Origin of the sequence: Tessaracoccus caeni (genome assembly GCF_029211185.1) — a bacterium.
Classification (GTDB): Bacteria; Actinomycetota; Actinomycetes; order Propionibacteriales; family Propionibacteriaceae; genus Arachnia; species Arachnia caeni.
Map to the genome: position 1 here is coordinate 179801 of NZ_JARGDO010000005.1, position 26389 is coordinate 206189.

General features: G+C 67.4%; 27 protein-coding genes and 2 rRNA genes. 3 read left to right on the forward strand and 26 right to left on the reverse strand.

From position 1 onward, the window contains the following. Positions 1-24 precede the first annotated feature (24 nt). The 3 genes from P0D62_RS06585 to P0D62_RS06595 are packed head-to-tail and all read right to left on the reverse strand — an operon-like array spanning position 25 to position 2085. Entirely contained in the window at positions 25-207 is a 183-nt protein-coding gene (locus P0D62_RS06585; protein WP_275701830.1) for a hypothetical protein, read from the reverse strand. A gap of 10 nt (positions 208-217) precedes the next feature. Further along, complete coding sequence (locus tag P0D62_RS06590) at positions 218-1147, reverse strand: helix-turn-helix transcriptional regulator (protein ID WP_275701831.1); 930 nt, start codon at positions 1145-1147, stop codon at positions 218-220. Continuing rightward, a complete protein-coding gene (locus tag P0D62_RS06595) occupies positions 1144-2085 on the reverse strand; it encodes a helix-turn-helix transcriptional regulator (protein ID WP_275701832.1) in 942 nt (313 codons plus the stop codon). Before P0D62_RS06595 ends, P0D62_RS06590 begins: the two co-directional genes overlap by 4 nt. On the opposite strand from P0D62_RS06595, the gene gluQRS reads away from it, so the two are divergent. Then, positions 2042-3052 (forward strand): tRNA glutamyl-Q(34) synthetase GluQRS, encoded by a 1011-nt coding sequence (gluQRS, locus tag P0D62_RS06600; RefSeq protein WP_275701833.1) that lies wholly within the window; start codon positions 2042-2044, stop codon positions 3050-3052. The two genes, P0D62_RS06595 and gluQRS, sit on opposite strands and share 44 nt — an antisense overlap. Before the next feature lie 11 nt (positions 3053-3063). Here gluQRS and P0D62_RS06605 read toward each other — a convergent pair whose 3' ends face one another. The 6 genes from P0D62_RS06605 to P0D62_RS06630 all read right to left on the reverse strand — a co-directional run bounded on the left by P0D62_RS06605 (position 3064) and on the right by P0D62_RS06630 (position 7561). Further along, positions 3064-4065, reverse strand: a complete 1002-nt coding sequence (locus P0D62_RS06605) for an FKBP-type peptidyl-prolyl cis-trans isomerase (RefSeq protein ID WP_275701834.1) — start codon at positions 4063-4065, stop codon at positions 3064-3066. A gap of 180 nt (positions 4066-4245) precedes the next feature. After that, the gene (locus P0D62_RS06610) at positions 4246-4977 is read right to left on the reverse strand and encodes a pseudouridine synthase (RefSeq protein ID WP_275701835.1); all 732 of its coding nucleotides are present in this window, start codon (positions 4975-4977) and stop codon (positions 4246-4248) included. Next, positions 4970-5545: an SMC-Scp complex subunit ScpB gene (gene scpB / locus P0D62_RS06615; protein ID WP_275701836.1), complete on the reverse strand. Its 576-nt coding sequence runs from the start codon at positions 5543-5545 to the stop codon at positions 4970-4972. Before scpB ends, P0D62_RS06610 begins: the two co-directional genes overlap by 8 nt. Next, complete coding sequence (locus tag P0D62_RS06620; protein WP_275701837.1) at positions 5542-6360, reverse strand: segregation and condensation protein A; 819 nt, start codon at positions 6358-6360, stop codon at positions 5542-5544. Before P0D62_RS06620 ends, scpB begins: the two co-directional genes overlap by 4 nt. Beyond that, the gene (locus tag P0D62_RS06625) at positions 6357-6695 is read right to left on the reverse strand and encodes a hypothetical protein (RefSeq protein WP_275701838.1); all 339 of its coding nucleotides are present in this window, start codon (positions 6693-6695) and stop codon (positions 6357-6359) included. Before P0D62_RS06625 ends, P0D62_RS06620 begins: the two co-directional genes overlap by 4 nt. Then, on the reverse strand, positions 6680-7561 hold the full coding sequence (locus P0D62_RS06630) for a ParA family protein (protein ID WP_275701839.1): 882 nt from the start codon (positions 7559-7561) through the stop codon (positions 6680-6682). The genes P0D62_RS06625 and P0D62_RS06630 overlap by 16 nt, the downstream gene beginning before the upstream one ends. Before the next feature lie 544 nt (positions 7562-8105). On the opposite strand from P0D62_RS06630, the gene P0D62_RS06635 reads away from it, so the two are divergent. Further along, positions 8106-8630 carry a hypothetical protein gene (locus tag P0D62_RS06635; protein WP_275701840.1) on the forward strand — a complete coding sequence of 175 codons (525 nt, stop codon included), beginning with the start codon at positions 8106-8108 and terminating at the stop codon, positions 8628-8630. A gap of 199 nt (positions 8631-8829) precedes the next feature. Here the strand turns inward: P0D62_RS06635 and P0D62_RS06640 are convergent, their stop codons facing one another. Then, positions 8830-8973, reverse strand: a complete 144-nt coding sequence (locus P0D62_RS06640; RefSeq protein WP_275701841.1) for a hypothetical protein — start codon at positions 8971-8973, stop codon at positions 8830-8832. Positions 8974-9013: 40 nt separating this feature from the next. Here P0D62_RS06640 and P0D62_RS06645 point away from each other — a divergent pair, with 40 nt between their 5' ends. After that, entirely contained in the window at positions 9014-10375 is a 1362-nt protein-coding gene (locus tag P0D62_RS06645; protein ID WP_275701842.1) for an HNH endonuclease signature motif containing protein, read from the forward strand. 119 nt (positions 10376-10494) lie between these two features. Here the strand turns inward: P0D62_RS06645 and P0D62_RS06650 are convergent, their stop codons facing one another. From P0D62_RS06650 to P0D62_RS06725, 16 genes are all read right to left on the reverse strand, one after another. Continuing rightward, positions 10495-11835, reverse strand: coding sequence for a glycoside hydrolase family 32 protein (locus P0D62_RS06650; protein ID WP_275701843.1), 1341 nt, complete (start codon positions 11833-11835; stop codon positions 10495-10497). 97 nt (positions 11836-11932) lie between these two features. Beyond that, positions 11933-12862: a carbohydrate ABC transporter permease gene (locus P0D62_RS06655; RefSeq protein ID WP_275701844.1), complete on the reverse strand. Its 930-nt coding sequence runs from the start codon at positions 12860-12862 to the stop codon at positions 11933-11935. Positions 12863-12864: 2 nt separating this feature from the next. Further along, positions 12865-13752, reverse strand: coding sequence for a carbohydrate ABC transporter permease (locus P0D62_RS06660; RefSeq protein ID WP_275701845.1), 888 nt, complete (start codon positions 13750-13752; stop codon positions 12865-12867). 62 nt (positions 13753-13814) lie between these two features. Further along, positions 13815-15119, reverse strand: coding sequence for an ABC transporter substrate-binding protein (locus tag P0D62_RS06665; protein ID WP_275701846.1), 1305 nt, complete (start codon positions 15117-15119; stop codon positions 13815-13817). 127 nt (positions 15120-15246) lie between these two features. Further along, positions 15247-16290 carry a LacI family DNA-binding transcriptional regulator gene (locus P0D62_RS06670; protein ID WP_275701847.1) on the reverse strand — a complete coding sequence of 348 codons (1044 nt, stop codon included), beginning with the start codon at positions 16288-16290 and terminating at the stop codon, positions 15247-15249. Further along, complete coding sequence (gene xerD / locus P0D62_RS06675) at positions 16287-17210, reverse strand: site-specific tyrosine recombinase XerD (RefSeq protein ID WP_275701861.1); 924 nt, start codon at positions 17208-17210, stop codon at positions 16287-16289. Before xerD ends, P0D62_RS06670 begins: the two co-directional genes overlap by 4 nt. Then, a complete protein-coding gene (locus P0D62_RS06680; RefSeq protein ID WP_406708234.1) occupies positions 17207-17827 on the reverse strand; it encodes an NUDIX domain-containing protein in 621 nt (206 codons plus the stop codon). The genes xerD and P0D62_RS06680 overlap by 4 nt, the downstream gene beginning before the upstream one ends. Continuing rightward, positions 17827-19470, reverse strand: a complete 1644-nt coding sequence (locus P0D62_RS06685; RefSeq protein ID WP_275701849.1) for a CTP synthase — start codon at positions 19468-19470, stop codon at positions 17827-17829. Before P0D62_RS06685 ends, P0D62_RS06680 begins: the two co-directional genes overlap by 1 nt. Before the next feature lie 11 nt (positions 19471-19481). After that, complete coding sequence (gene recN / locus P0D62_RS06690) at positions 19482-21185, reverse strand: DNA repair protein RecN (protein ID WP_275701850.1); 1704 nt, start codon at positions 21183-21185, stop codon at positions 19482-19484. Between the two features lie 4 nt (positions 21186-21189). Continuing rightward, positions 21190-22080, reverse strand: coding sequence for an NAD kinase (locus P0D62_RS06695; RefSeq protein ID WP_275701851.1), 891 nt, complete (start codon positions 22078-22080; stop codon positions 21190-21192). A gap of 1 nt (position 22081) precedes the next feature. Next, positions 22082-22852 carry a TlyA family RNA methyltransferase gene (locus P0D62_RS06700; protein ID WP_275701852.1) on the reverse strand — a complete coding sequence of 257 codons (771 nt, stop codon included), beginning with the start codon at positions 22850-22852 and terminating at the stop codon, positions 22082-22084. Further along, a complete protein-coding gene (locus P0D62_RS06705) occupies positions 22849-23028 on the reverse strand; it encodes a hypothetical protein (RefSeq protein WP_275701853.1) in 180 nt (59 codons plus the stop codon). The genes P0D62_RS06700 and P0D62_RS06705 overlap by 4 nt, the downstream gene beginning before the upstream one ends. Next, positions 23028-24017, reverse strand: coding sequence for an HAD-IIA family hydrolase (locus P0D62_RS06710; RefSeq protein ID WP_275701854.1), 990 nt, complete (start codon positions 24015-24017; stop codon positions 23028-23030). The genes P0D62_RS06705 and P0D62_RS06710 overlap by 1 nt, the downstream gene beginning before the upstream one ends. Continuing rightward, positions 24018-24950 (reverse strand): tetratricopeptide repeat protein, encoded by a 933-nt coding sequence (locus P0D62_RS06715; RefSeq protein ID WP_275701855.1) that lies wholly within the window; start codon positions 24948-24950, stop codon positions 24018-24020. It abuts the gene before it with no gap. Between the two features lie 1043 nt (positions 24951-25993). Beyond that, a 5S ribosomal RNA gene (gene rrf, locus P0D62_RS06720) occupies positions 25994-26110 on the reverse strand. A 157-nt stretch (positions 26111-26267) separates the two neighbouring features. After that, positions 26268-26389 (reverse strand): 23S ribosomal RNA (locus tag P0D62_RS06725); the annotation flags it as partial.

Sequence of the window (26389 nt, forward strand, 5' to 3'; positions counted from 1 at the left end):
AGCGTCGAGCGCTCTCACAAAATCCTATGCGCGTTTTGACGGCAGTTCGAGTCGGGAGATCAGATCCGGGACTTCGGCGAACCGCTCGCGGACCACACCGACCTCGTACTGCACCGCGGCCGCCTTGTGCCGCAGGCCAACTCCATACACGGCGAGCGCGACGAGGCCAGCCAGGCCGAGCCCCCCGACGATGAAGATCGCAATCACGGCGCCCACCCTACCCGAGTGCATACCGTTTCAACGCCCCGAGGGCCTCCGCGGTCGTCGCACGGAGCAGTTCGGCGTCGGAACAAGACCGCACACCGGGGCCCAAACGAAGCAGCAAGGCCCTCGCCCACGACCCCGACGCCACGGGAAGGGTCACCTCGAGCCCGTGCTCGGTGCGTTGCACCGACCGGCACGGGTAGTACTCGGCGATCCATTCCGCTTCCGGACCGACGACGAGCGTGATCGCGGTCGCCACGTCCTGGAACCAGGAGATCTCCCCCGGATCGCGCGCCTCGAAGGCCTCATCGAGCGCCTCGACCCTCTCGATCCGGTCGAGCCGATAGCTCCGCCAGGCCTGGCGCGGCCTGCTCCACGCGTCGAGGTAGCCGAAGCCACCGTCGGTGCGCAACCGGGCAGGTTCGACGTCCACCTGAGCGCTTCCCCGTTGTCCCGGCTTGCGATAGGTCAGCACCACCGCCTGCTGTGCTTCGATGGCGGAGAGAAGGGCTGCCCGCACTCCGGGCTGCCCGGAGTCGACGTCGACCACCACCGACGGCCGCGACTCGCCCACAGCCTCCCGCAGCTTGTCGAGCGCGCTCTCTGCCGCGCCGTCGTCACCGGCCAGCTCCACGACCACCTCCAGGGCCGCCATCAGGCTGGCCGCCTCGGCCGGGCGCAGCCGCAACGGCCGGCTGAGCACGTCCGCGTTCTGGAAGTGATAGATGACGCCTTCCTCGCGGGCGGCGTCGATGTCGACCTCGAACAGATCGTCGGGATAGCCGCCGGGCAGGCCGCAGAACTGGAGCACGGTCAGATCGGAGAGCACGGTGGTGGCGCTCACCCCGAAGTCCTTGGCCACCTCGTTGACGGTGACCCCTTGGCGACCTCGCAGGTAGGGAACCAGGCGCAGCATCCGGGCGAGTTGTTCCTGCGAGGTCATGCTCCCGCCCCCTTCGCGATCGCGGTGAGCCGGTCGATCACGTGCTGCCTGAACTCTGGCGGATCCAGCGCGATCGCCGTCGCTCCTGCCGCGCACACGTCCTGGGCGAGGGCCTCCAACGACGGCCGAGTCATCCGGTAGGCGACGAAGCCCTCGGGCAGCCCACTCTCCCCGTCGATCGGCTCCCCCGAGGCCAGCAGCTCCGGTGGGGCATCGTCGGCCAGCGCGACCACCGCGGTCTCCTCGCCCCACGAGTGGCTGGTGAGCAGGTCGGCGTCGTGGGGCACCTCGAACGCTCCTGGCCGCCCGATCGGTCCGGCTTCCGACTGGAGCCTGGACAGCTTGAAGTGCCGCACCGCCGAGGCGTCCGCGTCGAAGGCCAGCAGGTACCAGCGGCCCCTGCGTTGATAGAGCCGCCAGGGCTGCACCGTGCGTCGTCGCCCGGCGTAGTCGAAGCGGACGAGCTGCCGCGCCGTCACCGCGGCGAGGAGCTCCGCGAAACCGGGGTCGTCGCCGTCGATGCGGGGCTGCAGCATGGGCATCTGGGACAGATCGGGTTCGGCTCCCACGGCCCTGAGGGCCTCGAAGGCGCGCGCCGTGCTGTCGGCTGCCACCTGGTCCTGCCAGACGCGCCCGGCCACCGACAGCACTGCCCGCTCCTCCGGAGTGAAGCTGATCGGGGGCAGCTCGAAGTCCGCTCGTTCGATCCGGTAGCCCTCCTCGTCGCCGAAGAGCGGGTCGTTGCTGCCGGTCTGGATCTGGATGCCGAGGCCGCGCAGTTCGTCCTTGTCACGCTCGAACTGGCGCTCGAAGGCACCCTCGGAGGTGCCGTTGTAGCCGTCGATGGCCGAGCGGATCTCGTCGCGGGTGACGTAGCGTCGAGTGGAGAGCAGCATGATCAGCAGGTTCATCAACCGCTCTGACTTCGCCCTGGTCATCGTCGCCGCACACCTTCTTCCTCATGGTCAGGCTACCCGCTGGCATCATGGGCGGATGCACATCGACCGCTATGCGCCCAGCCCCACTTCGGACCTGCATCTGGGCAATCTTCGCACCGCGGTGGCGGGCTGGCTCGCGGCGCGCCGGAGCGGCGGCCGATGGCTGATGCGCGTCGAGGATCTCGATGCTGCCCGAGTGCGCGCTTTCCGAGCCGGAGCGGCCAGCCAGCTGGCCGATCTCGCCGAGCTGGGCTTGGACTTCGACGGCGAGGTGGTGCTCCAGTCGGAGCGCCTGGATCTGTACCGGGACGCGATCGCCTCGCTCGAGGAAGACACCTACGAGTGCTATTGCACCCGACGCGAAATCGCCGAGGCGGCCTCGGCCCCGCACGACGACGGCTACCGCCCCTATCCCGGCACCTGTCGCGACCTCAGCGCGGCCGAGCGTCAACGTCGGCGCGCGGAGCGCCCCGCCGCAATCCGGGTTCGGGCCGACGGTGTCACCTGGCGGGTGACCGACGCCTTCGCGGGCGACGTGTCGGGTGTGGTGGACGACTTCGTGCTGGTTCGCGGCGACGGCCAGGCGGCCTACAACCTCGCGGTGGTCGTCGACGACCTGGCGATGGGCGTGACCCACGTCACCCGGGGAGACGATCTGCTCTCCAGTGCACCTCGTCAGGCATGGCTCGCCACCCGGCTGGGTGGGACGCCACCGCGTTACGCACACGCCGGCCTGGTGGTGAACGAGAAGGGCGTGAGACTCGCCAAACGCGACGGCGCGGTCACGCTGGCCGAGCTCCACGCCCGCGGCCTCAGCAGCTCCGACGTGATGGCCCTCCTGTGCGGGTCACTGCGTCTCGGCCCCTGCCGGACCCCGGACGAAGCCCTCGCCGCCATGCCCGGCGCCTATCCCCCGGACATGGCACGTGGCGCCGTCTGGGACGGCGCCACGTTGCAGGTCAGGTAGACAGAAGCGGACTACAGGTTCTGCACGTCCAGGATGTCGACCACGTAGACCAGGGTCTGGCCGGCCGCGATCGCGGGGTTGCCGTCCTTTTCCTTGCGTCCGTTCGGGTAGGCGAGGTCGGGCGGCACGACGAGCAGCACGCGGGAGCCGGCGGTCTGGCCGGGGACGCCCTTGATCCAGCCCTCGATGAGCTCCGACACCGCGCCGGTCTGAGGCTGGGACCAGGCGTCCTCAATCAGCTTCGCGCCGTCGTAGTTCCAGGTGCGGAAGCGCACCTGCACCGAGCTGTCCTTGGTGACCTCGGCGCCGGGGCCCTTGATCAGGGTGGCGACCTTCAGCTTCGAGGGCGCCTTGTCGTCCTTGGAGATCGAGAGCTGCGGGCCGTCGTCGTTCATCGTGACGGACGGCAGGCCCTTCTCCGGGGCCACGGGCTCGCCGGTCGCCTCCGAGAAGTTGGCTGCGACGATGTCGACGACGAACACCAGAGAATCTCCGGGCTCGATGCCCGCGGCGGGTTGACCGTCCGGGTAGCCGTCGTCGGCGGCGATGCCCATCAGCACGCGCGACCCCACGGCCTTGCCCACTAGGGAGCTGGTGAATCCGGGCACGAACATGCCGATGGGGAAGGTCAGCGGCTGGTCCTGATCGAAGTTGCCATCGAACTGCTCGCCCGTGCGGCCGTTGTAGCCGGCGTAGCGGATGGTGATGACCGAGTCGTCGTCGAGCAGCTGCGGGCCGCCCTCGCGCAGCACGGTGGACTGCGTCGAGCCGATCGCCCACGGCGCGGGGACGGTCACCTGGGGCACGTCCTCGTCCGAGACCGTGATGCCGTCGAGGTTGGCGGACGGTTCGATCGTCACCGTTGGGCTGGGCGACGACGACGCCGACACCGATGCGGATGGCGACTCGGTGGGATCGGCCTCCGACGGCGTACATGCCGAAAGCAGTGCGAGCGACACGGAGACCGCGCCGACGGTGAGGGTGCGCAACAAGGGCTTCAGTGACAAGACCACCGGGGAATCCTACCTTAGGGATTCCGCAGGTAGGTGGCGCCTACTGCGGCGCACTGGCTGGCGACCTGGCTTCGTTGTCGAACTCACTGGCATACCCAATGGCAGTTTCGTTCTCCGTCTTGCCAGATCATCCATCCAGCACGTCCTCGCTACGGCACCACCTACCTGCGGAACCTCTTACTACATCTTGACGAGATCGAACAGGGCGCCGAGCTCCTCGCGGGTGAGGTCGCGGCTCTCTCCCATCGGCAGGTTGCGCAGCCGGACCGGACCGATTCCGATCCGGGACAGCCGATCGACCGGGTGCCCCACGGTGTCCATCATGCGACGCACGATCCGGTTGCGACCGGAGTGAATGGTGATCTCCAGCAACGTGCGGTCTTGGCCGCGAGCCTTGAGCTGCACCTTGTCGGCCTTGATGGGGCCGTCCTCGAGCGTGACGCCCTTCTCCAGGCGACGCAGCGTCTTGTTGTCCATCACGCCGGCGGCCTCCACCAGGTAGGTCTTCGGCACCTCGTACGACGGGTGGGCCAGGCGATGCGCGAAGTCGCCGTCGTTGGTCAGGATGATCAGGCCTTCGGTCGGCGTGTCGAGGCGGCCGACGTGGAACAGTCGCTCCTTGCCCCGGGGCAGGTAGTCGGCCAGACAGGGGCGTCCCTCGGGATCATCCATGCTCGCTACGACGCCGCGCGGCTTGTTCAGCACCAGGTAGCGGTGGTTGCGGGCGGGCGGGATCCGGGCGCCGTCGACGCGGATGTGGTCGGTGGCGGGGTTGACCCGTCGTCCCTGCTCGATGACCACCTCGCCATTGACCTCGACACGGCCCTCGTCGATCAGGATCTCGGCGGCGCGGCGCGACGCCACCCCGGCTGCGGCCAGCACCTTCTGCAGGCGCACGCCTTCCTCACTCATGCTTTTCCTCCGGCTCTGCGGCCTGGGCCAGCTGGCCCAGTTCGGCTTCCAAGGCTACGGCGTCGGGCAGCAAAGGAGCTAAATCGGGCAACTCCGACAGCTCGTTCAGGCCCAGCTTCTGCAGGAACAGCGACGTGGTGCCGAACGTCGCCGCCCCCGTGACGGGGTCTTCGCCCGCTTCCTGGATCAGGCCTCGCACCAGCAGGGTCTTGACCACGCCGTCGACGTTGACGCCCCGGATGCCCGCGATCCGGCCGCGCGAGACGGGCTGCAGATAGGCGATCACGGCCAGGGTCTCCAGCGCGGCCTGACTGAGCTTCGCACGCTGTTCGCTCACCAACCACGACTCGATGAGCGCGTCCTGATCGGGATCGGTGGCGAACCGCCATCCACCTGCCACAGCAAGCAGTCGGATGCCCCGCTCGTGGGCCCGGTAGAAGGCGCCGATCGCGCGCAGCTCCTCCTCGACGAGGTCAACGGGCACGTCGAGGATGGCCGCGAGTTCGGCGGTGGGCACGGGCTCGGTGGCCATCAGCAGGATGGCCTCCAACGGACGCGTCAAGCTCATCGGGATTCCCCTTCCGTGTCGGGTCCGTAGTCGTCGACCACTTCGATGGTCGCGTCGTCGCGGCCGCTCCACCGCACGGTGAGGTCGCCGAGCGGGGTGAGCTGCTCGACCGCCACCTGCTGGGCGCGGAACAGCTCCAGCACGGCGAGGAAGCGCACCACGACGGTGAGCTTGTCGCAGCCGTCGACGAGAGCCCGGAAGGTGAGCGCACCCTCCCGGCGCAGCCGCGCCGCGATCACGCTCACCTGTTCCTGCAGGCTGACGTTGCTGGTGTGCAGGTGCCCCACCTCGACGTGCGGCACCGGGGCGGGCGTCATGGCCGCCGCGGCCAGTCGGGCCAGATCCTCCGGGGTGATCCGCAGCTCCACCTCGGGCAGCACGGAGCGGAACTGCGGCTCGAGCCCGCCCGGCCGGTAGTGGGACTTGCCGGCCTCGGCCATGGTCGCCGCCACCCAGGCGGAGACCGCCTTGAAGGCGCGGTACTGAAGGAGGCGCGCGAAGAGGAGGTCGCGGGCCTCCAGCGCGGCGACGTCCTCCGGGTCGCTGACCTCGCCACCGGGCAGCAGCCGGGCGCTCTTGAGGTCGAGCAGGGTGGCCGCGACCACCAGAAACGAGCTGGTCTGCTCCAGTCCCCAGCCCGACCCAGCGGCCCGGATGTGGGCGATGAACTCGTCGGTCACCTGGGACAGCGCCACCTCGGTGACGTCCAGTTCCCGCCGCGAGATCAGCTGCAGCAGCAGGTCGAAGGGGCCCTCGAAGTTGGTCAGGTGAACGTCGAAGCCCTGAACCTTCGGCTGCGGGGCGGCCTGGCTCACGTCAGCTCTTGCACCAAGGCGCCATCCGGGCCGCGCTCGGCGAAGTCACGCAAGGCGAGGGCGACGGCGGTCCGCACAAGCCGGCCGCGGTCGGCCTTCACTCCGTGCCGACGCAACTGCAGCTTGGCTTCCTCGAGCGCCAGCAGCTCGTCGTCGGAGAAATACACCGTGATCTTCTGCGTGTGCTTCACCCGACCGCTCGCGGCCAGCTGGGCCGCCTCGGGCGCGGCGTCGGTATCGGGCGCGGGCCTGGTGGGTCGGAAGAGCTCCGACGCCCCCGGCAGGGCCGCGCGCTTGGACGATGCCTTCGCCTTCTTCGTCACCGGCTCTGACACCGCAGCAGCACCTCCCTCGCCAGCTGACGGTAGGCGCCGGCGCCCGGCGAGGTGCTGGCGTAGGTGGTGATGGGCTCCCCCGCCACCGTGGTCTCGGGAAACTTGATGGTGCGCCGGATGACGGTGTGGAACACCTGATCACCGAACGCCTCGACGACCCGCTCCAGCACCTCGCGGGTGTGGATGGTGCGGGCGTCGTACATGGTGCCGAGGATGCCCAGCACCTCGAGCTCCGGGTTCAGCCGGTCCTGCACCTTGGAGATGGTGTCGGTGAGCAGCGCGATGCCGCGCAGCGCGAAGAACTCGCATTCCAGCGGCATGATCACGTAGTCGCTGGCGGTGAGCGCGTTGATGGTGAGCAGGCCGAGACTGGGCGCACAGTCCACCAGGATGTAGTCGTAGGAGCTGCGCAGCTTGGCGAGCACCCGGTGCAGCGTCTGCTCGCGCGCCACCTCGCTGACCAGCTGCACCTCGGCGGCGGACAGGTCGATGTTGCTGGGCAGGATGTCCAGCCCGGGCACGACGGTGGGCTGGATCACCTCGTCGGGGGTGAACTCGCGCGTCAGCAGCAGGTTGTAGATGCTGCGATCCAGGGTGTGGGGGTTGATGCCGAGGCCCACGGACAGCGAGCCCTGCGGGTCGAAGTCGACCAGCAGCACCTTGCGCCCGGTCTCCACCAGAGCGGCGCCGAGGTTGATGGTGGTGGTGGTCTTGCCCACGCCACCCTTCTGGTTGCACATCGAGACGATCACCGCGCGACGACGGTTGGGGTCTGGCGGCAGCGGTTCCGGGAAGTCGGGAAGCGGCCTCCCCGTCGGCCCGATCACGGGCCCCTCCTCCACGTCGAACAGCCCGTCGTCAGCCATCGCTTCTCCCTCGCGTCGTTTTGTCGACATCTTATCCCCCGCGCCCCGCCACACACGACGCGATCCCGCCGCGCTCCTTGAGGTGTGAGGCCGCCTGCCCCCTGCGCTCCTTGAGGCGTGAGGCCGCCTGCGGCCGAGCCTCGAAAGGTCGCGACCATTCGTAGGGACTCGTGGTCAGGTCCGGTGGTCAGGTCCGTCGTGTGACGGATCGGGTCAACTGCCGCTACGAGCGCCTATGCGCCTCGATGACGAACTGGACAGGAAGACGCTCGGCCTAGTCTTTGGGCCCCCAGTGAGGCTAACCCCGTCAGACGTGGAGATCTCCCAGGTTCTGGATGTCAGTCTTGGGCCGCTCTGGCCGTTTGCCAGGTTCTGTATGCCAGCATGCTGACGTACAGAACCTGGCAAACCGCAAAACACCGTGAACGCTGACGGATCCAACCTCGCTACCCAAGGGCGACCTATTCACGCATCCCACGCGGAGTTATCCACAGGTTGGCAGTTGGCCCTTCCCTCGGCAGCACCATTCAGTGACGATCAGGGCATGGGAATCAGGTACTACGCATATGCGTTCGATCGCAACGACACCGAGCAGGCACTCGCCAATCCTCGCGACTTCTTGTCCGACGACCCACTCGCCGATGCGTGGGGCCTTCCGCACGGCTTCACGGTCGCTCATGGGCTCTACGAGCAGGCGGTCCCCAAGTGCGACATGTTGTACCTCGACAAGGCATGGCGATACTTCCAACTCGTAACCTCACCGCCGTCGCCAGAGCACACTTCGAGAGCCGCATACCGGATGTTCGAGGGCAACGTGACATTCGCCGACCCCCTCACCGGCTACGACCGCTGGGTCCGACCAATCCCACCCGATGACGTGGTGGAGATCGCACTCGACCTGAACAAGATCACGCCGGAGCAGTTCGCGGGACTACTGCGACCCCACATCGATAACTGGCATGTGAAGGAGGAGGACATCGACTACGCGGTTTCCTACCTGCCTCGTGCGCAGGAGTACATGACAGGACTGGTCGAGACGGATCGCGGATTCGTCTACACGATCGGCTAGCGGTTCTTGAGCAACACCTTTGGCAGGTCGGCGGAACCGCACTGGGGCAACCCTCCCGACTCCCTCGCCTGTCCCGCTACGGCACTCGACAGCGGATCCTCCGCGTGCATCGCGCTGAACCGCGCACTTCCGCGACCATGCCGGCAAGCAGCAACCCTACGAGACATGGCGAAGTCAAAGGTGCCGGCACGATCCCCCCTCACCACGGCGGCACATCGACGTCGCTCGACCACACAAAGATGTTGCCCGTTTTGCCCGAAGTGTTGCCTGAACCCGGCCAGGTATTGCCCGACAGGACGTAGGTGTTGCCCGTTCCTGCCAAGGTGTTGTCCGTATCGTACATGCGTTCGGTTTTGTCAGACCCTGTCTGTAGCGTTCTGGGTATGGAAACGACGACACGAACCACCACCGGCGAGGCCCTTGAAGCCATCACCGGATGGTTGGCTGTCATCAACCCCACCGAGTGGGATGTGCTGCCCGAACCCGAACTACTGGAGCTGTTGTGGCAAGCCCGCAAGATCGCCGATCGGGTAACGGGGTTGGCAGCGATGCTGACCGCGACGACGGAACGAAGGAACGCCGCGATCCTGGTCACCCGCACACCACTGAACACGTTGATCGCGCAGACCGAGCATCGGGATGGCAAAGACGCGAACCGGGCGATCTTCCAAGGCAGAGACCTCGCAAGGAACCCTGCCGTCAGCAAAGCCGTTCTCGACGGCACGATCAGCACGGAGCATGCGCGGGGTGTGGTCAAAGCGATGAAGGAGCTACCTTCGGATCTCACCCGTGCCCAAGCAGAAAAGATCACCGGACTCCTGGTAGAGGAGGCCACCCACACCGTGCCGAGTGAGCTACCCACCAGGGCCAAGGAAGCGCTACGTCGGGTGGCTCCGGAGTTGGTTCCCTCCCCAGCGGATGAGGACAAGATCTTGGCGGAGCAGCGTCGTATCGCACTACGCCGGCGCTCCTTCACCTACGGCGACGACAATGAAGGCTCGATCTGGTTCCGCGGATCACTCCCGCACCTCGAAGCAGAACCCCTGCTCAACACCCTCCACCAGGTAGTAGCGGCTGGGAAACGAGCAGAACGCGACAAGCCCAGCAACTCTGTCGGGCGTGAGGTCACCAGGGAGCAACGCTACGCCGACGCCCTCACCCAACTCGCCGAAGAACCACAAACTGGACGGCGGGCTCGTCCCCGCGCGACGGTGATCGTGACCATCAAAGAGACAGACCTTTACGCGAAAGCCCACGCGGCAGGGGTGTTAGCCTCTGGGCGCAAGATCCCTGCCGGTGAACTCCGCCGACTTCTCTGCGACGCCAACATCATCCCCGTCGTCCTCGGTGGTGATTCCGAGATCCTGGATGTCGGCACCACCTACCGGTTCGTCACCCCCGCCATCCGCCGAGCCCTCTCCGTCCGTGACGGCACATGCGTGTTCCCGTCGTGCACGGTGCCGGACGCGGAATGCGACGCGCACCACGTGATCCCGTGGAAACATGGCGGCCCCACCAGCCTGGGGAATCTGGTGTTGTTGTGCGGCCATCATCATGGGCTGGTCGAGCCCCGGGATGGGGACGATCCCACCACCAAATGGCAGATCGGCTTCGATCCGAGAACGAAGAAGCCCGTCCTGACGAGACCGGGAATGGCCAAGATCACACTCCTACCCCAACCCGACATCCTGACCGGAGGCAGCCCCACCACCGCAAAACCCGCACCCCAGCCCCTGCTCTGCTGACTCACGGCTCCCTCCACGGTGGAGGGGAAGAAGGAGGCTTCGACTAGGTTCCCTTCTCGCGTGTCCGCATAGCGTCCGCTACACGATTGGCGAGACTGAACACCGCGAACAGGCAGTCGCTACTCGGGCAGGCGAAGCCGCCAGGCCTCGGCGCGGACACCCGGGCCGACGATGAGGCGATAGGACTCGCCGTCAGCCGGGTAGACCCGTAGTGTCGTGGAAGTCGCACCCTCGGGGAAGACCTCGATCAAGGAGGCGTCGAGCAGGATCCGGGTTGTTCCGCCAGACAGCTCGCCCCGCCAGACTAGCTGGCCGGGCTCGCCGTCAGCCGCTAGGCGAAGCTCTGCCGCCCCGGTGCCGCTGAGCACCGCCTCGGCTTGGTCGGGCAGCATATCGCCGGTGAACGACTCACCACGCAACCGCCCCAACTCGCCGACGAGCAGTTCACCGCGCAGCTGCACCAGCTCGCGAGCCGGCACCGTACGCACCACGTCGCCGTCGACGACGAGCTCGCGCACGCTGGTCAGCATCCCGGACCAGCCGACGATATCCGCATCCTCCGCGCTGCGCTCACGGACGCCCTCGGTGGTGGCCTCCCTGGCCCACCCCCACAGCAGGACGCGTTCCGGATCACCATCCGCGCCGCCCGCCCGCACCGCCTGCGGCGCGTAGAAGCTCGGGCCGTCGTCGAGAAGGCCGGCCACTCGCGGCTCGTATCTCGGCAGCCCGTCGCGGACCTCCAAGGAACCGAGCAGATAGCCCGTTCCGGTCAACTCGCCAGCAACCCAGAAGGACACGATCAGCACCCACTCGTCGCCGACGGGTACCAGTTGCGGACATTCCCACGCGTTGGCCGGCGGCAACGTCGCGGCTACCTCGTCGGTCCCGTCGAGCAGCAACCCCTGATATTTCCAGGACGTGAGGTCAGCCGCGTCGTAGAGCAGCACGGCGGGCTCCCCCGATGCGAGGCCGCCGCACTGAATGCCCCAGCGCCGTCCCTCGACCTCGAACACGAACGGGTCGCGCACGATGACCACCGACGCATCGTCGGGCATCGGCGCCACCACGTGCGGGCTCTGCTGGAACCGATCGCCCTCACGACGAGCGAGCATCACCTCGGATCGCCCCGAATCGTCGCGCACGCCCGAGTAGAGCAGGATCGGCACGCCGTCGTCGAGCACCCCCACCCCGGTCCAGCAGCCGAACTCGTCGCCGGTCCCCGGCTGAGGAGCGATCGCGATCCCCTCCTCGGTCCAGTTCAGGAGATCCGCCGAGCTCACCTGCCCCCACACGATCCGATCGTGCCGAGCGGAGTCGGGGTTGTACTGGAAGAACACGTGCCACCGGCCATCGACGTGGTGGATGCCATTGGGATCGTTCAACCAGCCCTTGGCCGGCCGGGGATGAAGGCGCGGAAAACTGCGATCAGGATGGTCCGGACAGGACGGGAGGGTGGACATGGCCGCCTTTCTAACGAGCGGTGAGACAACGACGATGGATATGACACGGGGCTGCGTCGCACAGGCGACGCAGCCCCGACACGGGTTTCAGAACCGCTCAGCCCTTCACACCAGAGGAGGCGATCGAGGAGATGAAGGCTCGCTGGAACAGGAGGAACACGATCACGACCGGGATGGTGATCATCGTGGTGTACGCCATGATCTGACCCCAAGGCGTGCCCTCCGCCGTTCCACTCGCGAAGAAGTACCGCATGCCCACCTGCACGGGACGCATCGACTCCTCCTGGATCACCAACAGCGGCCACAGGTAGGAGTTCCACTGCGGCAGGAAGGTGAGGATGGCGGAGGTGGCGAACGCCGGCCCGGCGAGCGGTGCGATGACGGAACGGTAGATCCGGAACCAGCTGGCCCCGTCGACGCGAGCGGCCTCGTCGATCTCCTTCGGGATCGACTGGAAGTACTGCGTGAACAGGAAGATGGAGAACGCGTTGGCGATGAACGGGATGATCAGCACCTCGTAGGAGTTGCTCCATCCGGACTCCAGCGCGAACCCGTCGCTGTACAACGCCACCCGCGGTAGCTGGGAGACCCAGTAGACCATAGGGATCGCGAAGGTCTCGAAAGGCACGATCAAGGTGGCGATGATGGCGCCGAGGATGACGCCGCGTCCCTTGAAGCTGAGCCGAGCCAGGGCAAAGCCGGCCATCGAGTTGATGAAGAGGCCCAGCACCACGATGGCGACGGTCACCACCAGCGAGTTGAAGAAGAACTGAGCCACGGGGACGCGATCGAACACGCCGACGTAGTTGTCCATCGAGAGCTCGCCGACGGGGAAGAACGCCCGCCAGGTGGTGAGGTCTTCGAGGATCTGCATTCGCGGCTTGAAGCTCGACGAGATCATGAACAGAAGCGGCAGGACGAAGGTCAGCGCGAGAAGGACGAGCGGAACGTAGGTCCACTTCTTTCCGGCGTTCGGATCCTTGCCCGTGGACTTCTTGGGTGCGCGAGCGGCAGCTGTTGCGGTCATGCTCAGTCCTCCTTGGTGAGCTTGCGCTGGATGAGCGTGATCGTCAGCACGATCAGGAAGAAGATCAGCGACAGCGCGGACGCGTAGCCCACATCACCTCGGCCCGACCCCATCTGGATGATGTGGTAGACGAGAGTCGTCGTCGCGTTCGCCGGGCCACCGCTGGTCATCACGTCGATCTGCGTGAACAACGAGAACGCCGCGATCGTGATGGTGATCAGGATGAACACGAAGGTGGGCCTGAGACCGGGCAGCGTCACGTTCTTGAACTGCTCCCAGTTGCTGGCGCCGTCGATGGATGCCGCCTCGTAGAGGTCGAGGTTGATCGTCTGCAGGCCGGAGAGCCACAGGATCATGTGGAAGCCGACACCTTGCCAGATCGACATCACGATCACCGCCGGCATCGCTGTCGACGGATCGTTGAGCCAGTCGACGTTGAAGCCGAAGATCGCGTTGATCAGGCCGTCCTTCTGGTACATGAAACGCCACAGCATGGACACCACGACCATGGAGGTGACCACCGGCATGAAGAACATCACCCGGAAGGCGGTGATGCCACGGAGCTTCTGGTTGATCAGGATGGCAAGGAGCAATCCCAGCCCGCCCTGGATGGGCACCACGAACAGCACGAAGATCGCGATGTTGCGCAGCGCGTCCCAGAACGTCGGATCATTCGCGAGCGCGCGGACGAAGTTGTCGAAGCCCACGAACTGCGACGCGGCAGCCGAGCCCAGACGAGCGTTGGTGAAACCCAGCGTGAAGGACATCACGACGGGGATCACGAAGAACAAGATCAGGAGGATCAACGCGGGGGTGATGAAAGCCCACCCTGCGTTCCTCTCTTGGCGTGCCGCTTTACTCACGCGGCGCGCGACGTTGGTCGCCGACATCATTTCTCCTTCTTGGGAGCGAGACGAGCGGGGCCGGGCGTGACGCCGGCCCCGCGTCGCACTCAGCCGTTGTTGTAGCCCGCCGACTTGATGTCAGCATCGATCTCGCTGACCATCTGATCGAGGGTCTTCTGCGGCTCGGTGCCGTTGACAAGGTCGGAGATGTTCTTCTCGAACACCTGGCTGATCACGGGGTAGGCGGGGGTGGCGGGACGCGCCAGGCCGTACTTCTCGCTGATCTGGTAGGCCACCTCGAGGGGCTTGCCTTCACCGAAGAAGCCCTTGGTGGTTGCTTCCGCCGCGGACGCGGTGGCGGGGATCAGCGACGTGGCGTCGGAGAACTGGGCGATGTACTTGTCGTCCATCGAGAACTTCAGGTACGCCAGGCCCCCGGCGAGCTGCTCCTCGGAGCAGGTCTTCGACAAGCCGTACTGCCACGAACCGACGCCGGACTTGGAGCCCGCGCCGAAGTCGGGCAGCGGAACCACGAGCAGATCATCCGGGTACTTCGCGATGTTGTCGGAGTAGCCCCAGATACCGTTCCACTGCATGGCGGCCTTGCCGTCCAGGAACTCGGTGCGATCCTGGGCGTTGGACTTGGGCGCGTATCCCTCAGCGAACTGGCGCTGGAACCAGGTGGCGAACTCGAGGCCCTCGGCGCCGTTCAGCACACCGTCGGAGGTGGCGAAGCCGTTGCGATCGATCAGGTCGCCGCCGAAGCTCTGCAGAATCGGCGAGTAGGCATAAGACCACCACTCCCCCGTCCAGCTCGGGCCGTAGTCGATGACGTAGTCGTATTCGCCGGAGGCCTTGATCTTGTCCTGGAGCTCGTTGAACTCGGCCTTGGTCCAGGGTTCGTCGACGGTCGGAATCCGGGCGCCGGCGGCCTCGACAGCCGACTTGCGCACGAACAGGACGGTGTTCACGTCCCAGTAGCCGATCGAGTAGATCTGATCGTTGTACCGGCCGACGGTGGCAGGCAGGAAGTCGGCGACGTCCGCATCGGTCAGGCCGCTGGGAACGAGCCAGCCGTTCCACGCCCAGTTCGGCATGATCGGGCCGTCGACGTCCAGGATGCACGGCAGCTGGTTCGCGGCTGCAGCGCCCTGAACCGAGTCGTTGTAGGCATCCTGCGGGAAGTCCTGTCGCTGCACCTCGTAGTCGGACTGCGAAGCGTTGAAGTCATCGACGATCTGGCTGATGACGTTCATCTCCAGCTCGTTGCCGGCCGAGTGGGTCCACAGGCTGAGGACGGTCTTTCCGTCCTCGGTCTGGGTCTTCTTGCCTCCCTGGCTGCTGCACGCCGTCAGCGCGAGGGGGACGGCGACGGCGAGCGCCGCCACCTTGACGAATGTAGAACGCGGCATATCGGTTGCCCTTTCTCCGGCCTCAGCCGGCTTTTCGATGGCACTCCCGCGTGCCGAATCGATTTAGCAAAACGATAAAGCATGCCTGCTTGCAGCGCAACAGTGCTGCTAAATCGTTATTTCTCCGTTATCGACCGCTCGGCGGCGAAGCCACGGAGGTGCGCTCGACGAGCGGGCAGGGCAGCCGCAGAACCCCACCCTCGACATCCTCCGGTCGATCTTCCAGGAGAGCCAGGAGCGCAGACGTCGCCCGGTACCCCAGCTCGCGGTGAGGAAGGTCGACGGTGGTGAGACCCGGCCGCAACTCCTCGGCCACCAGGATCTGGTTGTCGAACCCGACGACAGACAGTTCGTCCGGGATGCTGAGCCCCAGGGTGCGCGCCGCGTGATAGACCCCGACGGCCATGCGGTCGTTGAACGCCATGATCGCGGTCGGCGGATCCGGCAGCCGGAGCAGCCGGAGCGCTGCCAGCTCCCCGAACGCCGAGTCCCCCAGCTCGCTGGCGTGGTCGTGGTAGGCGACCAGGAGGCCGTCGTAGCACTGGGCCGCACGCGTGACATCCGCATGGGCCTCGGCGCGCAGCACAGCTGCCGGGAAGCGGGAACGGCCATGAAGCAGCGCGATGCGACGATGCCCGGCCGCGACCAGCAGCTTCGCCAGTCCCTCGGCCCCCGCGTACTCGTCCGGAACGAACGACGGCGCACCGTCCAGTTCGACGTTCAATCCCACCACCGGCACATCGTGCAGCGCCCGAGGCACCGACCAGGCCTCGTGCGCCGTCGCCGCGATGAGGAAACCCGCCACTCGCTGAGCGAGCAGCGCTTCGATGACCTCCTCCTCGTGCACGGCGTCGCGTTCGGTGTTCGCGATGAGCATCAGGTGCTGGCGTTCCCATGCTGCCTCCTGCGCACCCAGCACCAGACCGGGCGCGTAGGGAGTGGTGACGACGGAGTCCGTGATCATCCCGATCAGCTGGGTCTGCTTGCGCCTCAGGCTGCGGGCGTTCAGATCGGGGTGATAGCCCAGTTCCTTCGCGGCGGTGCGCACCGCCTCTGCCGTCGCCGAGGAGATCCGCGCGGGCACGTCGTTCAGGACGACCGACACGGTGGACGGAGACACCCCCGCCCGGGCCGCCACATCCTTGATCCGAACCCTGCGCGCTTTGTTCATCTCCCCAATTTAGCGGTAGCCCTGGGGTGAGCCATCTGGTAGACCTCACGGAGTTGGTCGACCGTGACCAAGGTGTAGATCTGGGTGGTCGCCACCGACGAGTGGCCCAGCAGCTCTTGGACAACGCGCAGGTCGGCGCCGCCCTCCAGCAGGTGGGTGGCGAACGAGTGCCTCATCGTGTGGGGGGAGATCTCGGTGCGGATGCCTGCTGCGGCGGCTGTCGCACGGAGCACCGCCCACGCGGACTGCCGGCTCAGCCGTCGGCCACGCAGGTTCAGCAACAGCGCCGCCTCACCACGACCGGCCCTGGCCAACTCGGGCCGGGCGCGCACCAGGTACGCGTCCAGCGCCTCGCGCGCGAAGGATCCGACGGGCACGACACGTTCCTTGCCGCCCTTGCCGCGCAGCAGTAAGCCAGCCTCAGGATCCGCGCGCAGCGACGTCGCATCGTCGACATCGAGCGCGCACAGCTCCGAGATCCGGGCGCCCGTCGAGTACAGCAGCTCCAGCAGCGCGGCATCGCGCAGCCCGACGGGCGACTCCCGATCGGGCGCCGCCAACAGCCGCTCCACCTCGGAGACGCTCAGCGCCTTCGGCAGCAGCCGGGGCTGCTTCGGAACCGGAACGTCCTTCGCAGGATTGCCAGGAGTGAGCCCCTCCTCGAAGGCGAACTGGTGCAGCGAACGCACGCTCACCACCCGTCGGGCGGTGCTGGCCACGGCTGATCCGGCGTGCAGTTCGCGGACATATTCGGAGATGTCCACTTCGCCCACCTCGCCGAGATCGGCGATGCCTCGGCCTTGGAGAAAGGCGACATAGCCGGTGAGGTCGCGGCGGTAGGCGGCGACGGTGTTGACGGCAAGGCCTCGCTCGACCCGGATGTGATCGAGGTAGCGGCCCAGCACGTCCTCGGGGGTCATTGCCGAATCGGCCACGGCGCGTCGTCGGGACGGAGGGCGGGAAGCCGACCGGAGAGCCTCGCGGTTTCCAGGGCCATCAGACCAGCCACCAGGGAGGGGTTCTGGCACCCACCCGAGAAGACCTGTTCGACGAGTTCCGCGCGCGGCACGAACTCCCAGGTCATCTCGGCCTCCTCGCCCTCCAGCTCGAAGCCCTCGGGGCGAGCGGTGGGCGTGAGGTCTCGCGCGAGAAAGATGCGCAAGGACTCTTCGCAGGCGCCGGGTGTGGTCACCATGTCGACCAGCACGTCCCAGCGTCCGGCCTTCAGCTCCACCTCTTCGGCGAGCTCGCGCTCCGCGGCAACCCGGTAGTCCTCGTTCTCGTGATCGAGGAGGCCGGCGGGGATCTCCACCAACTCCATCCGCACCGGGTGACGGTACTGGCGCACCACCGCGATCCGATCGCTCTCCTCGTCCCAGGGCACGATCGCGACGGCCCCCGGATGGGTGACGAACTGACGGGCCATCTCGCCGCCCGACGGCGTCTGGACGATCTCCTCGACGAACTCGGAGATGGCTCCCCTCCCGAGCACCTCCCGGCTCGTCACGGGCCAGCTCATCCGTCGGTCGGCGTGCATCATCGATGGTCCTCCTGTGCGGCGAGCGCCGCTCCGATCAGTCCCGCGAACAGCGGGTGCGCTTTGGTGGGGCGCGATTTGAGCTCCGGATGCGCCTGGGTGGCGACGTAGAACGGGTGCTGATCGCGCGACAGCTCGACGAACTCCACCAGGGAGCCGTCGGGCGAGGTGCCGGAGATCCGCAGGCCCGCCGCCTCCAGCTGGTCACGGTAGGCGTTGTTCACCTCGTAGCGATGGCGGTGACGCTCAGTCACGTGCGCCGAGCCGTAGAGCTCTCGCACGAGCGAGCCGTCAGCCAGCTCCGCAGGGTAGGAGCCGAGTCGCATCGAGCCGCCCATGTCGCCCTCGCCGGCGACGATGTCGACCTGCTCCGCCATGGTGGCGATGACGGGGTTGGCGCCTTCCGGATCGAACTCGCTGGAGACGGCGTCGGAGATGCCGGCCAGCCCCCGTGCGGCCTCGATCACCATGCACTGCAGGCCGAGGCAGAGGCCCAGCGTCGGGATCTGGTGTTCGCGCGCGTAGCGCAGTGCGCCCAGCTTGCCCTCGACGCCGCGGATGCCGAAGCCGCCGGGCACGCAGATCGCGTCCACGTCGCCGAGCGCGTTGGCCGCGCCTTCGGGGGTGTCGCAATCATCCGAGCGGACCCACACGATGTTCACCTTGGCGTGATGGGCGAAGCCGCCGGCCCGCAGCGCCTCGCTGACGGACAGATAGGCGTCGGGCAGATCGATGTACTTGCCGACCAGCGCCACCGTCACCTGGTGCTTCGGGTACTGCACGCGCTGCAGCAGGTCGTTCCAGCTGGTCCAGTCGACGTCGCGGAAGCTCAGGTTCAGCCGGCGCACGACGTAGGCGTCCAGGCCTTCCGCGTGCAGCACCTTGGGGATGGCGTAGATCGACGGCGCGTCGGCGCAGGACACCACGGCCTCGACATCGACGTCGCACATCATGGCGATCTTGCGCTTCAGGCCGTTGCTCACCTCGCGCGACGCACGGCACACGATGGCGTCGGGCTGGATGCCCACCTGGCGCAGCGCGGCCACCGAGTGCTGGGTGGGCTTGGTCTTCATCTCGCCCGACGGCCCGATGTAGGGCACCAGCGAGACGTGCAGGAAGAAGACGTTCTCGCGGCCGATGACGTGGCGCACCTGGCGCGCGGCCTCGAGGAACGGCAGCGACTCGATGTCGCCGACGGTGCCGCCGATCTCGTGGATGACGACGTCGACGTCGTCGCTGGCCATCTCGAGCATCCGGTCGCGGATCTCGTTGGTGATGTGCGGAATCACCTGCACCGTATCGCCCAAGAAGTCGCCGCGACGCTCCTTGGCGATCACGGTGGAATACACCTGGCCGGTGGTGACGTTGGCGCGGCCCGACAGGTTCACGTCGAGGAAGCGCTCGTAGTGGCCGATGTCGAGGTCGGTCTCGGTGCCGTCCTCGGTGATGAACACCTCGCCGTGCTGGAACGGGTTCATGGTGCCCGGATCGACGTTCAGGTACGGATCGAGCTTCTGCATCGTCACGCGAAGCCCGCGTGCGACGAGGAGGTTCCCGAGACTGGAGGCCGTGAGCCCCTTGCCGAGGGAGGAGACGACGCCTCCCGTGACGAAAATATGCTTGGCGCGAGCGGTACGTTTCACGGACTGCCAGCCTATATCCCAGGGATTTCAGCGCTGTTACAAGATGTGTTCGCGGCCTCGGCCCGCAGTTCGGCAGCATGACGCAACGCGGCGGCGCTGTCGGAGCTGCCTCCCATCATCCGCGCCAGCTCGGCCTCCCGCTGCGCGTCGTCCAGCTTGTGCACGCCCGATGTGGTGATCTGCCCGTCGCTGGCCTTGGCGATTACGAAGTGCTGATCGGCGAAGGCCGCCACCTGCGCGAGGTGGGTGACGACGATCACCTGCGAACGCGTGGCGAGGCGCCTCAGCCGGCGCCCGATCTCCAGGCCCACGGCACCGCCGACGCCGGCATCGACCTCGTCGAAGACGAAGGTGTGGTCTCCCCCGTCTCCCGCGAGCACCACCTCGAGCGCGAGCCGCACCCGAGACAGCTCGCCGCCCGACGCGACCTTGCCCAGCGGGGCAGGGTCGGAGCCGGGGTTGGCCGAGAACAGCAACTCGATGCGGTCGGCGCCGTGCGGACCGATCGGCGCCTCGGTCACGTCGAATCTCAGTCGGGCGTGCGGCATGGCGAGGGCGCGCAGCTCCGCCGCGACGAGTCCGGCCAGTTCATCGGCGGCTGCACGCCGAGCCGCGGAGATCGCTGCGGCATCCACAGCGAGTTCCTGGTCGAGACGATCGATGAGGGTGCTCAGCTCCCCGATCCGCTCGTCGCTGCCATCCAGCTCCTCCAGGCGCCGGCGGCCGTTGTCCGCCCACGCCAGCACCTCGTCGATGGTTCGGCCGTACTTGCGCGTCAGCGTGGCCAGTTCGGCGCGACGCTGCCCCACCGCCTCCAACCGCAACGGGTCGGCGACGAGGTCCGCTGCGTAGGAGGCAACCTCGGCGGCCACGTCGTCGGCCAGCACCTGCAGTTCTTCGACGCGGGAGGCCAGCGTCTCGGCGGCGGGGTCGAGGTCCGCGAGCTGGGTCAGCGCCTTGCGCGCCTGCCCGACGAGCGACGCGACGCCCGGCACGTCCAGGTCGTCCTCTGGGCCACTCAGCGCTCCCCCGGCGAGCCCGGCCAGGCGACGCAGCTCGTCCAAGTCCATCAGCCGGTGCTGCTCGGCCGCCAGCTGGTCGTCCTCACCGGGCTGGGGCGCGATGCCGTCGACCTCGCCCAGACCGTAGCGCAGCATGTCGGACTCGCGGGTGCGCGCATCAGCCTCGGCCTCCAGCCGCGCCAGCTCTTCGGCCGCCGCCTTCCGTCGCCGGTAGGCATCCCGATAGCGGGCCAGTTCGGCCGGCCTCGCATGAGCGTCGAGCAGCTCCCGCTGCCGCTCCGGCGACGAGAGCCGCACCTGCTCCGACTGACCATGGATCGTCGCGAGCTCGCCCAGGAGCGCGGCCATCGTCGACACCGGCACCGCGGCACCACCCACCACCGCGCGGGAGCGGCCTTGCGCGCTCACCTGACGCAGCGTGGTGAGTTCCGGGCCGTCGGTATCGCCGCCCAGCTCCGCGACGGCCTCGACGGTCTGCGGTCCCACCTCCCACAAGCCTTGGACGGTCGCGCGCTCGGCGCCCCGCCGCACGATGCCCGAGTCCGCGCGGGCGCCCAGCAGATGCCCGAGGCCGGAGACGATCATGGTCTTGCCAGCGCCGGTCTCGCCGGTCAGGGCGTTGAGGCCGGGGCCGAGTTCCAAGACGGCCTCATCGACCACGCCGAAGGCGCTCAGCCGCAGTTCGCTCAGCACGGCCTCATGCCTCGCTTCGGCTACGCCACCCGTTGACGGGCAGCCCGAACTTCTTCACCAGTCGGGTGGTGAACGGCTGCTCTGAGAGGCGCGCGATGCGCAGCCTGCTCTCATGGGCATTGACGACGACGCGATCCCCTGGCTCCAGCTCGACGCTACGTCGGCCGTCGCACCACAAGATGCCGTGCTGCGAGTACTCGGGCAGGTCGAGCGTGACCTCGGAGGTGGGGCTCAGCACCATCGGGCGAGCGAAGAGCGCGTGCGCGGACAAGGGCACGACGAGCATCGCCTGCACGTCCGGCCAGATCACGGGGCCGCCGGCCGAGAACCCGTACGCGGTGGAGCCGGTGGGCGTCGAGACGAGCACCCCGTCGCAGTTCCAGGTGGAGAGGGGGCGGTTGTCGATGCCGACGAGCACGTTCAGCATCCGCTCCCTGGCCAGCTTCTCCATCGAGACCTCATTGACAGCCCACGACGTCCACTGCTTCGTCTCGCCCCGATGCACTTCGACCCGCAACACGAAGCGCTCCTCGACCCGGTACCCCCCGGCCTCGATCACGCCGCTCAGGGCATCGATATCCGACGGCTCGAGCTCCGCCAGGAACCCGACGTGGCCAAGGTTGACGCCCAGCATCGGCACGCCCCTCGGCAGCGCCCATTCCGCGCCGCGCAGGATCGTGCCGTCTCCTCCGAAGACGACGGCCAGCTCCGCCGGCCGGTCGGACAGCGGTTCGATGTCGGCTTCCGGCACCAGCGCGGACAAGCGCTCGAGATCCTCCGGGAACACCTGGCACGTGAACCCTTCGAGGGCGGCGACGAAACGTGCAGCCCCCGCCAAGGCATCGGGGCGCACGGGATGCACCATGACGGCTACGCTTCGGTCCACGGCCCCCACACTACCTATTCGCCATGTCGTCGCGCTCGCAGGCTCCCGGAGCGAGCGGCGCCGGCAGGCGCCGCAGCCGGATGAAGAACTCGAGGTTTCCATTGGTTCCCGGCAAACGGCTCTGGCCCTGCCAGTCGCACCGCAGGCCGACCTCTGATGCCGCCTCCACGACCGCCGCGACGGCGTCTCGCTGCAGCGCAGGATCCCGTACCACCCCGCCGGCGCCCAGGCGAGACTTCCCCACCTCGAACTGCGGCTTGACGAGCAGCAACGCCACCCCGTCCGGGGCCAGCACGTCGGCCAGCGGGGCGAGCAGCAGCCGCAACGAGATGAAGGACACGTCCCCGACGATCAACTCCACGGGTTCATCCTGGAGGTCGGCGAGGGTGAGGTCGCGCAGATTCAGTCCCTCCCGCACCACCACGCGCGGGTCATCTCGCAAGGTGGGGTCGAGCTGGTCGTGGCCGACGTCCACCGCGTAGACGATCTCGGCGCCTCGCTCCAGGCAGACCTGCGTGAACCCGCCCGTCGACGCCCCCGCGTCGAGGACGCGGCGCGGCACCGCCGTCTCGGAGTCCTCGAGCGCGCCGAGGAGCTTGTGGGCCGCCCGAGAAACCCAGGCCTCGGCCTCCGCGGCGAGCACGGCCTCCGGCCCGACGGGCTGCGACGCGCGACGTGCCGGCTGGCCGTCGACCGTCACCCGCCCCGCCTCGATCAACCGCGCCGCATGGGTGCGCGAGCGGGCGAGCCCACGTTCGGCCAGCGCGCGATCCAGCCTCACCGGAGGCCGGGCTTCGGTCCCGGCTCCGTCGGGCCCACCAAGATGTCGGCCAGCTGGCGTTGGGCGGCGTCCAGCTGGCGGTACTGCTCCTCGAGGGGCAGCTGATCGACGTCGTCCAGCCCCGAGAGAATCCCTTTCAGCTGCGCGGCGACGTAACTCGGATCCGGGATGCTCATCACCGCACCAGGTCGAGCCGCTCGAGGAGCGGACCCACGTCGGCACCCTCTGACCAGGCGAGGTTCAAGCCCGCCCAGAGGACGTCGAGCTGACCCTCCAGATCGTCCGGAACCGACTGAGCATGCACCACGCCGCTGAGCGCGTCGACGGCGTGGCCGCGGCAGGTCGCGAACCCCGCCATCACGCTCACCTCGCGGGCGGGCTGCAGCAGTGCCGCCACACTCGAGCCGATGAACGTGGGCCGATGGTCGGGAGCCGCGCTCGCCAGATCGGCCTTCCCGTGGGCTCCTGTGAACACGAAGAGCGAGTCCATGCCGACGTTGTGAGCGCCGAGGATGTCGGTGTCCAGCCGGTCGCCCACGAACAAGGGATGCGCAGCCTCCAGCCGGGCGACGGTCTCGTCGAGCAGCGGCCGGAACGGCTTGCCCGCCATCTTCGGCGTGACGGTGACGCACAGCTGGATCACGCCCACCTGCGCGCCGCACCCGGGAACCAGGCCTTCTGGGCCCGGCCTGGTGAAATCAGGGTTGGTGGCGTACCACTGGGCGCCGGCCTGGATCGCCAACGCAGCATCATCGAGCTGCCGCCATTCGATCGCCGGGTGATAGCCCTGGACGACGGCGACCGGCTCGTCGTGACGGCTCGTCACCACCGTGAAACCGGCTCCCTGAAGCTGTTCGACGAGCGCCTCGGTGCCCACCGCGAGGATACGGGCTCCGTGCGGAAGATCCTGCCTCAGCAGCCGCAGGGTGGCCTGGGTGGAGTTGACCACGTCCGTCTCCGACGCATCGATCCCGAGCTCCCGCAGGTGCTCGGCCACCGTCGCCGGGGTGCGCGCCGCGTTGTTGGTGACGAACCCCAGCCGAACGCCGGTGGCACGCAGCTCAGCCAGGGCGTCCGGGACGCCCTCGATCGCGTAGGGGCCCAGATAGACCACGCCGTCCAGGTCGAACAGGGCCGCGTCGTAGCTCTCTGCCAGCGCGCTCATTCAGTCTTCCTTCAATAGCTCGGCAACTTCGGCCTCGATCTCGGCGAGCTCATCGTCGCCGAAGTCCTCACCCTCGAATTCCGTCTCGTCGAGTCCCGCGTCCTCGGCGGACGATTCCTCGGACTCGTCCTCCTCGGACTCGCTCTCCTCGGCGTCCTCCGACTCTGCGACCTCCTGCTCCTCGGGAAGCAGGTCGCCGTCCTCGTCGATCTCCGGCAGCACGTCGCCATCCTCGTCCACCTCGGGAAGCTCCTCTTCCTCCTCCTCGAAGTCGGGCAGCACGATGCCGTCGATCGCCGCCAGACGATCCGCAACGTCGAGCATGGCCCCACGATCGAGTTCTCCGGCGCTCTCGAACCACTTTCGGGCACCGTCGGCGTCGCCGTCGCGCTCAAGCAGATCGGCGTAGGCGTAGCGCATGCGCGCCTGTGACAGCGGGGGGCCGACCTTCCGGGAGATGGCGGCATGAAGAAGGCGCTTCGCCTCGGCGCGCTGGCCCAGGTCGTCACGGATGCCGGCCTCGACGAGCAGGCACTCGATGCGCAGCTCGATCTTGGCCGTGCGGGGATCCAACTCGGCCAGGAGCTCCAGCGCGTCGCGCGGCCTTCCCAGCGCGCGCTCGCAGTCGGCGAGCACCGGGATCAGCTCGTCCCCGCCGGTCATCCGACGGATGGCCCGATACTCCCGCAACGCGACGGCGTACTCGCCGGCGGCGTAGGCCGTCTCGGCTGTCGCCTCGCGGGTCACGGGAAGGCGCGGAGCGCGCCTGCGGGCCGCCTCGGCGTGCCGGTATGCCAGCGCCGGGTCGACGTCGATCAGTTGGCCGGCAGCCCAGATATGAGCTCCCGCCTCAGCGGCGCGTTCCTTCGACACGCCCTTCAACTCCGCGCGCACGCCGATGGGCAGCTCCGACTCGACGAAGCCCTCCGGCAATGGCGGCTCATCCGCGGCCGGCGTGAAGTTGCGGGTGTCCTCCGGGTCGCGAAGGTTCTCGCGCCTGTGCTCACGCTCTTCGTAGGGCCTCCGTTCACGATCCCCATACGACGGACGCTCGCGATCCGCGTAAGACCGCCGCTCCCCGCCCTCCCTGAAAGGCTTCCGGTCGCGATCCCCGTAGGGCTTCCGGTCACGGTCACCCTCGCGACGCGGGCGACTATCACCCTCACGGAACGGCTTACGATCGCGGTCACCATACGGCTTCCGATCACGATCTCCGCGAGACCGACGCTCACCTCCCTCGCGGAACGGCTTACGGTCACGATCGCCATAAGGCTTGCGATCACGATCTCCGTAGGGCCGGCGCTCTTGGTCTCCGTACGACCGGCGTCCGCGATCCTGATCACCCTCGCGACGGGGGCGATCGTCGTCACCACGGTACGGGCGGCGCTCGCCCTCGCGGTAGGGCTTACGATCCCCATCGCCGTAGGGCTTGCGATCGCGGTCGCCGTAAGGCTTCCGATCCTTATCCCCATACGGTTTGCGGTCACGGTCGCCCTCGCGACGGGGCCGACTATCGCCTTCACGGTACGGACGGCGCTCTCCGTCACCGAAGGACCGACGCTCGCGATCACCATAAGGCTTACGATCCCGATCGCCATAAGGCTTGCGGTCACGGTCACCCTCGCGACGGGGCCGGTCGTCATCGCCACGGTACGGGCGGCGTTCGCCTTCGCGGTAGGGCTTACGATCGCGGTCCCCGTGCGGCTTCCGATCCCGATCGCCGTAGGGCCTCCGGTCGCGGCTGCCATACGAACTGCGACCATCGCCCCGCTGACCGTCGCTCCCGCCCTCGCGGCGGGGCCGGTCCCGGTCGCGGCCGCGGTCGTGCGACCTGTTCTCGTGTTCGCGATTGTCTTCGTATGGCATGCGACCTATCTTCTCGCAGAAGCCGACCCAAACAAAACGATCGACGCCCCGAACGTCTCCGGAAAAGCACAACGGCCCCGCACCGAAGTGCGGGGCCGTTGTGTTTATGTGTCCGGCGGTGTCCTAGTCTCCCACAACCTCCCAGTTGCAGTACCATCGGCGCTGGAGGGCTTGACTTCCGGGTTCGGAATGAGACCGGGTATTTCCCCTCCGCTATGACCACCGAAACAAACCTGTGGGTTTGCTCCGACCGTGTATAACGATTTCTTGGAACAAATTATTCAATTTGGAACCAACCACCACCAAACCTTCGGGGTGGGGGTGTGTTTTCAGATATTTTATAGTGAACGCGAGCCATGCAAACCATGACGAATGTGTTGTGTTGTAGACAAGCCCTCGACCTATTAGTATCGGTCAGCTCCATGCCTTGCAGCACTTCCACATCCGACCTATCACCCAGTGGGCTACTGGGGGTCTTACCACCTTAACAGTGTGGGAGCCCTCAT

What these genes read in the sequence shown, in the direction of transcription:
- P0D62_RS06590 (WP_275701831.1), bottom strand. Translation starts at nt 1,147, where the DNA reads ATGACCTCGCAGGAACAACTCGCCCGGATGCTGCGCCTGGTTCCCTAC.
- gluQRS (WP_275701833.1), top strand. Translation starts at nt 2,042, where the DNA reads ATGATCAGCAGGTTCATCAACCGCTCTGACTTCGCCCTGGTCATCGTC.
- P0D62_RS06595 (WP_275701832.1), bottom strand. Translation starts at nt 2,085, where the DNA reads ATGACCAGGGCGAAGTCAGAGCGGTTGATGAACCTGCTGATCATGCTG.
- P0D62_RS06610 (WP_275701835.1), bottom strand. Translation starts at nt 4,977, where the DNA reads ATGAGTGAGGAAGGCGTGCGCCTGCAGAAGGTGCTGGCCGCAGCCGGG.
- scpB (WP_275701836.1), bottom strand. Translation starts at nt 5,545, where the DNA reads ATGAGCTTGACGCGTCCGTTGGAGGCCATCCTGCTGATGGCCACCGAG.
- P0D62_RS06630 (WP_275701839.1), bottom strand. Translation starts at nt 7,561, where the DNA reads ATGGCTGACGACGGGCTGTTCGACGTGGAGGAGGGGCCCGTGATCGGG.
- P0D62_RS06635 (WP_275701840.1), top strand. Translation starts at nt 8,106, where the DNA reads ATGGGAATCAGGTACTACGCATATGCGTTCGATCGCAACGACACCGAG.
- P0D62_RS06640 (WP_275701841.1), bottom strand. Translation starts at nt 8,973, where the DNA reads ATGTACGATACGGACAACACCTTGGCAGGAACGGGCAACACCTACGTC.
- P0D62_RS06645 (WP_275701842.1), top strand. Translation starts at nt 9,014, where the DNA reads ATGGAAACGACGACACGAACCACCACCGGCGAGGCCCTTGAAGCCATC.
- P0D62_RS06650 (WP_275701843.1), bottom strand. Translation starts at nt 11,835, where the DNA reads ATGTCCACCCTCCCGTCCTGTCCGGACCATCCTGATCGCAGTTTTCCG.
- P0D62_RS06655 (WP_275701844.1), bottom strand. Translation starts at nt 12,862, where the DNA reads ATGACCGCAACAGCTGCCGCTCGCGCACCCAAGAAGTCCACGGGCAAG.
- P0D62_RS06660 (WP_275701845.1), bottom strand. Translation starts at nt 13,752, where the DNA reads ATGTCGGCGACCAACGTCGCGCGCCGCGTGAGTAAAGCGGCACGCCAA.
- P0D62_RS06665 (WP_275701846.1), bottom strand. Translation starts at nt 15,119, where the DNA reads ATGCCGCGTTCTACATTCGTCAAGGTGGCGGCGCTCGCCGTCGCCGTC.
- P0D62_RS06670 (WP_275701847.1), bottom strand. Translation starts at nt 16,290, where the DNA reads ATGAACAAAGCGCGCAGGGTTCGGATCAAGGATGTGGCGGCCCGGGCG.
- xerD (WP_275701861.1), bottom strand. Translation starts at nt 17,210, where the DNA reads ATGACCCCCGAGGACGTGCTGGGCCGCTACCTCGATCACATCCGGGTC.
- P0D62_RS06680 (WP_406708234.1), bottom strand. Translation starts at nt 17,827, where the DNA reads ATGCACGCCGACCGACGGATGAGCTGGCCCGTGACGAGCCGGGAGGTG.
- P0D62_RS06705 (WP_275701853.1), bottom strand. Translation starts at nt 23,028, where the DNA reads ATGAGCATCCCGGATCCGAGTTACGTCGCCGCGCAGCTGAAAGGGATT.
- P0D62_RS06710 (WP_275701854.1), bottom strand. Translation starts at nt 24,017, where the DNA reads ATGAGCGCGCTGGCAGAGAGCTACGACGCGGCCCTGTTCGACCTGGAC.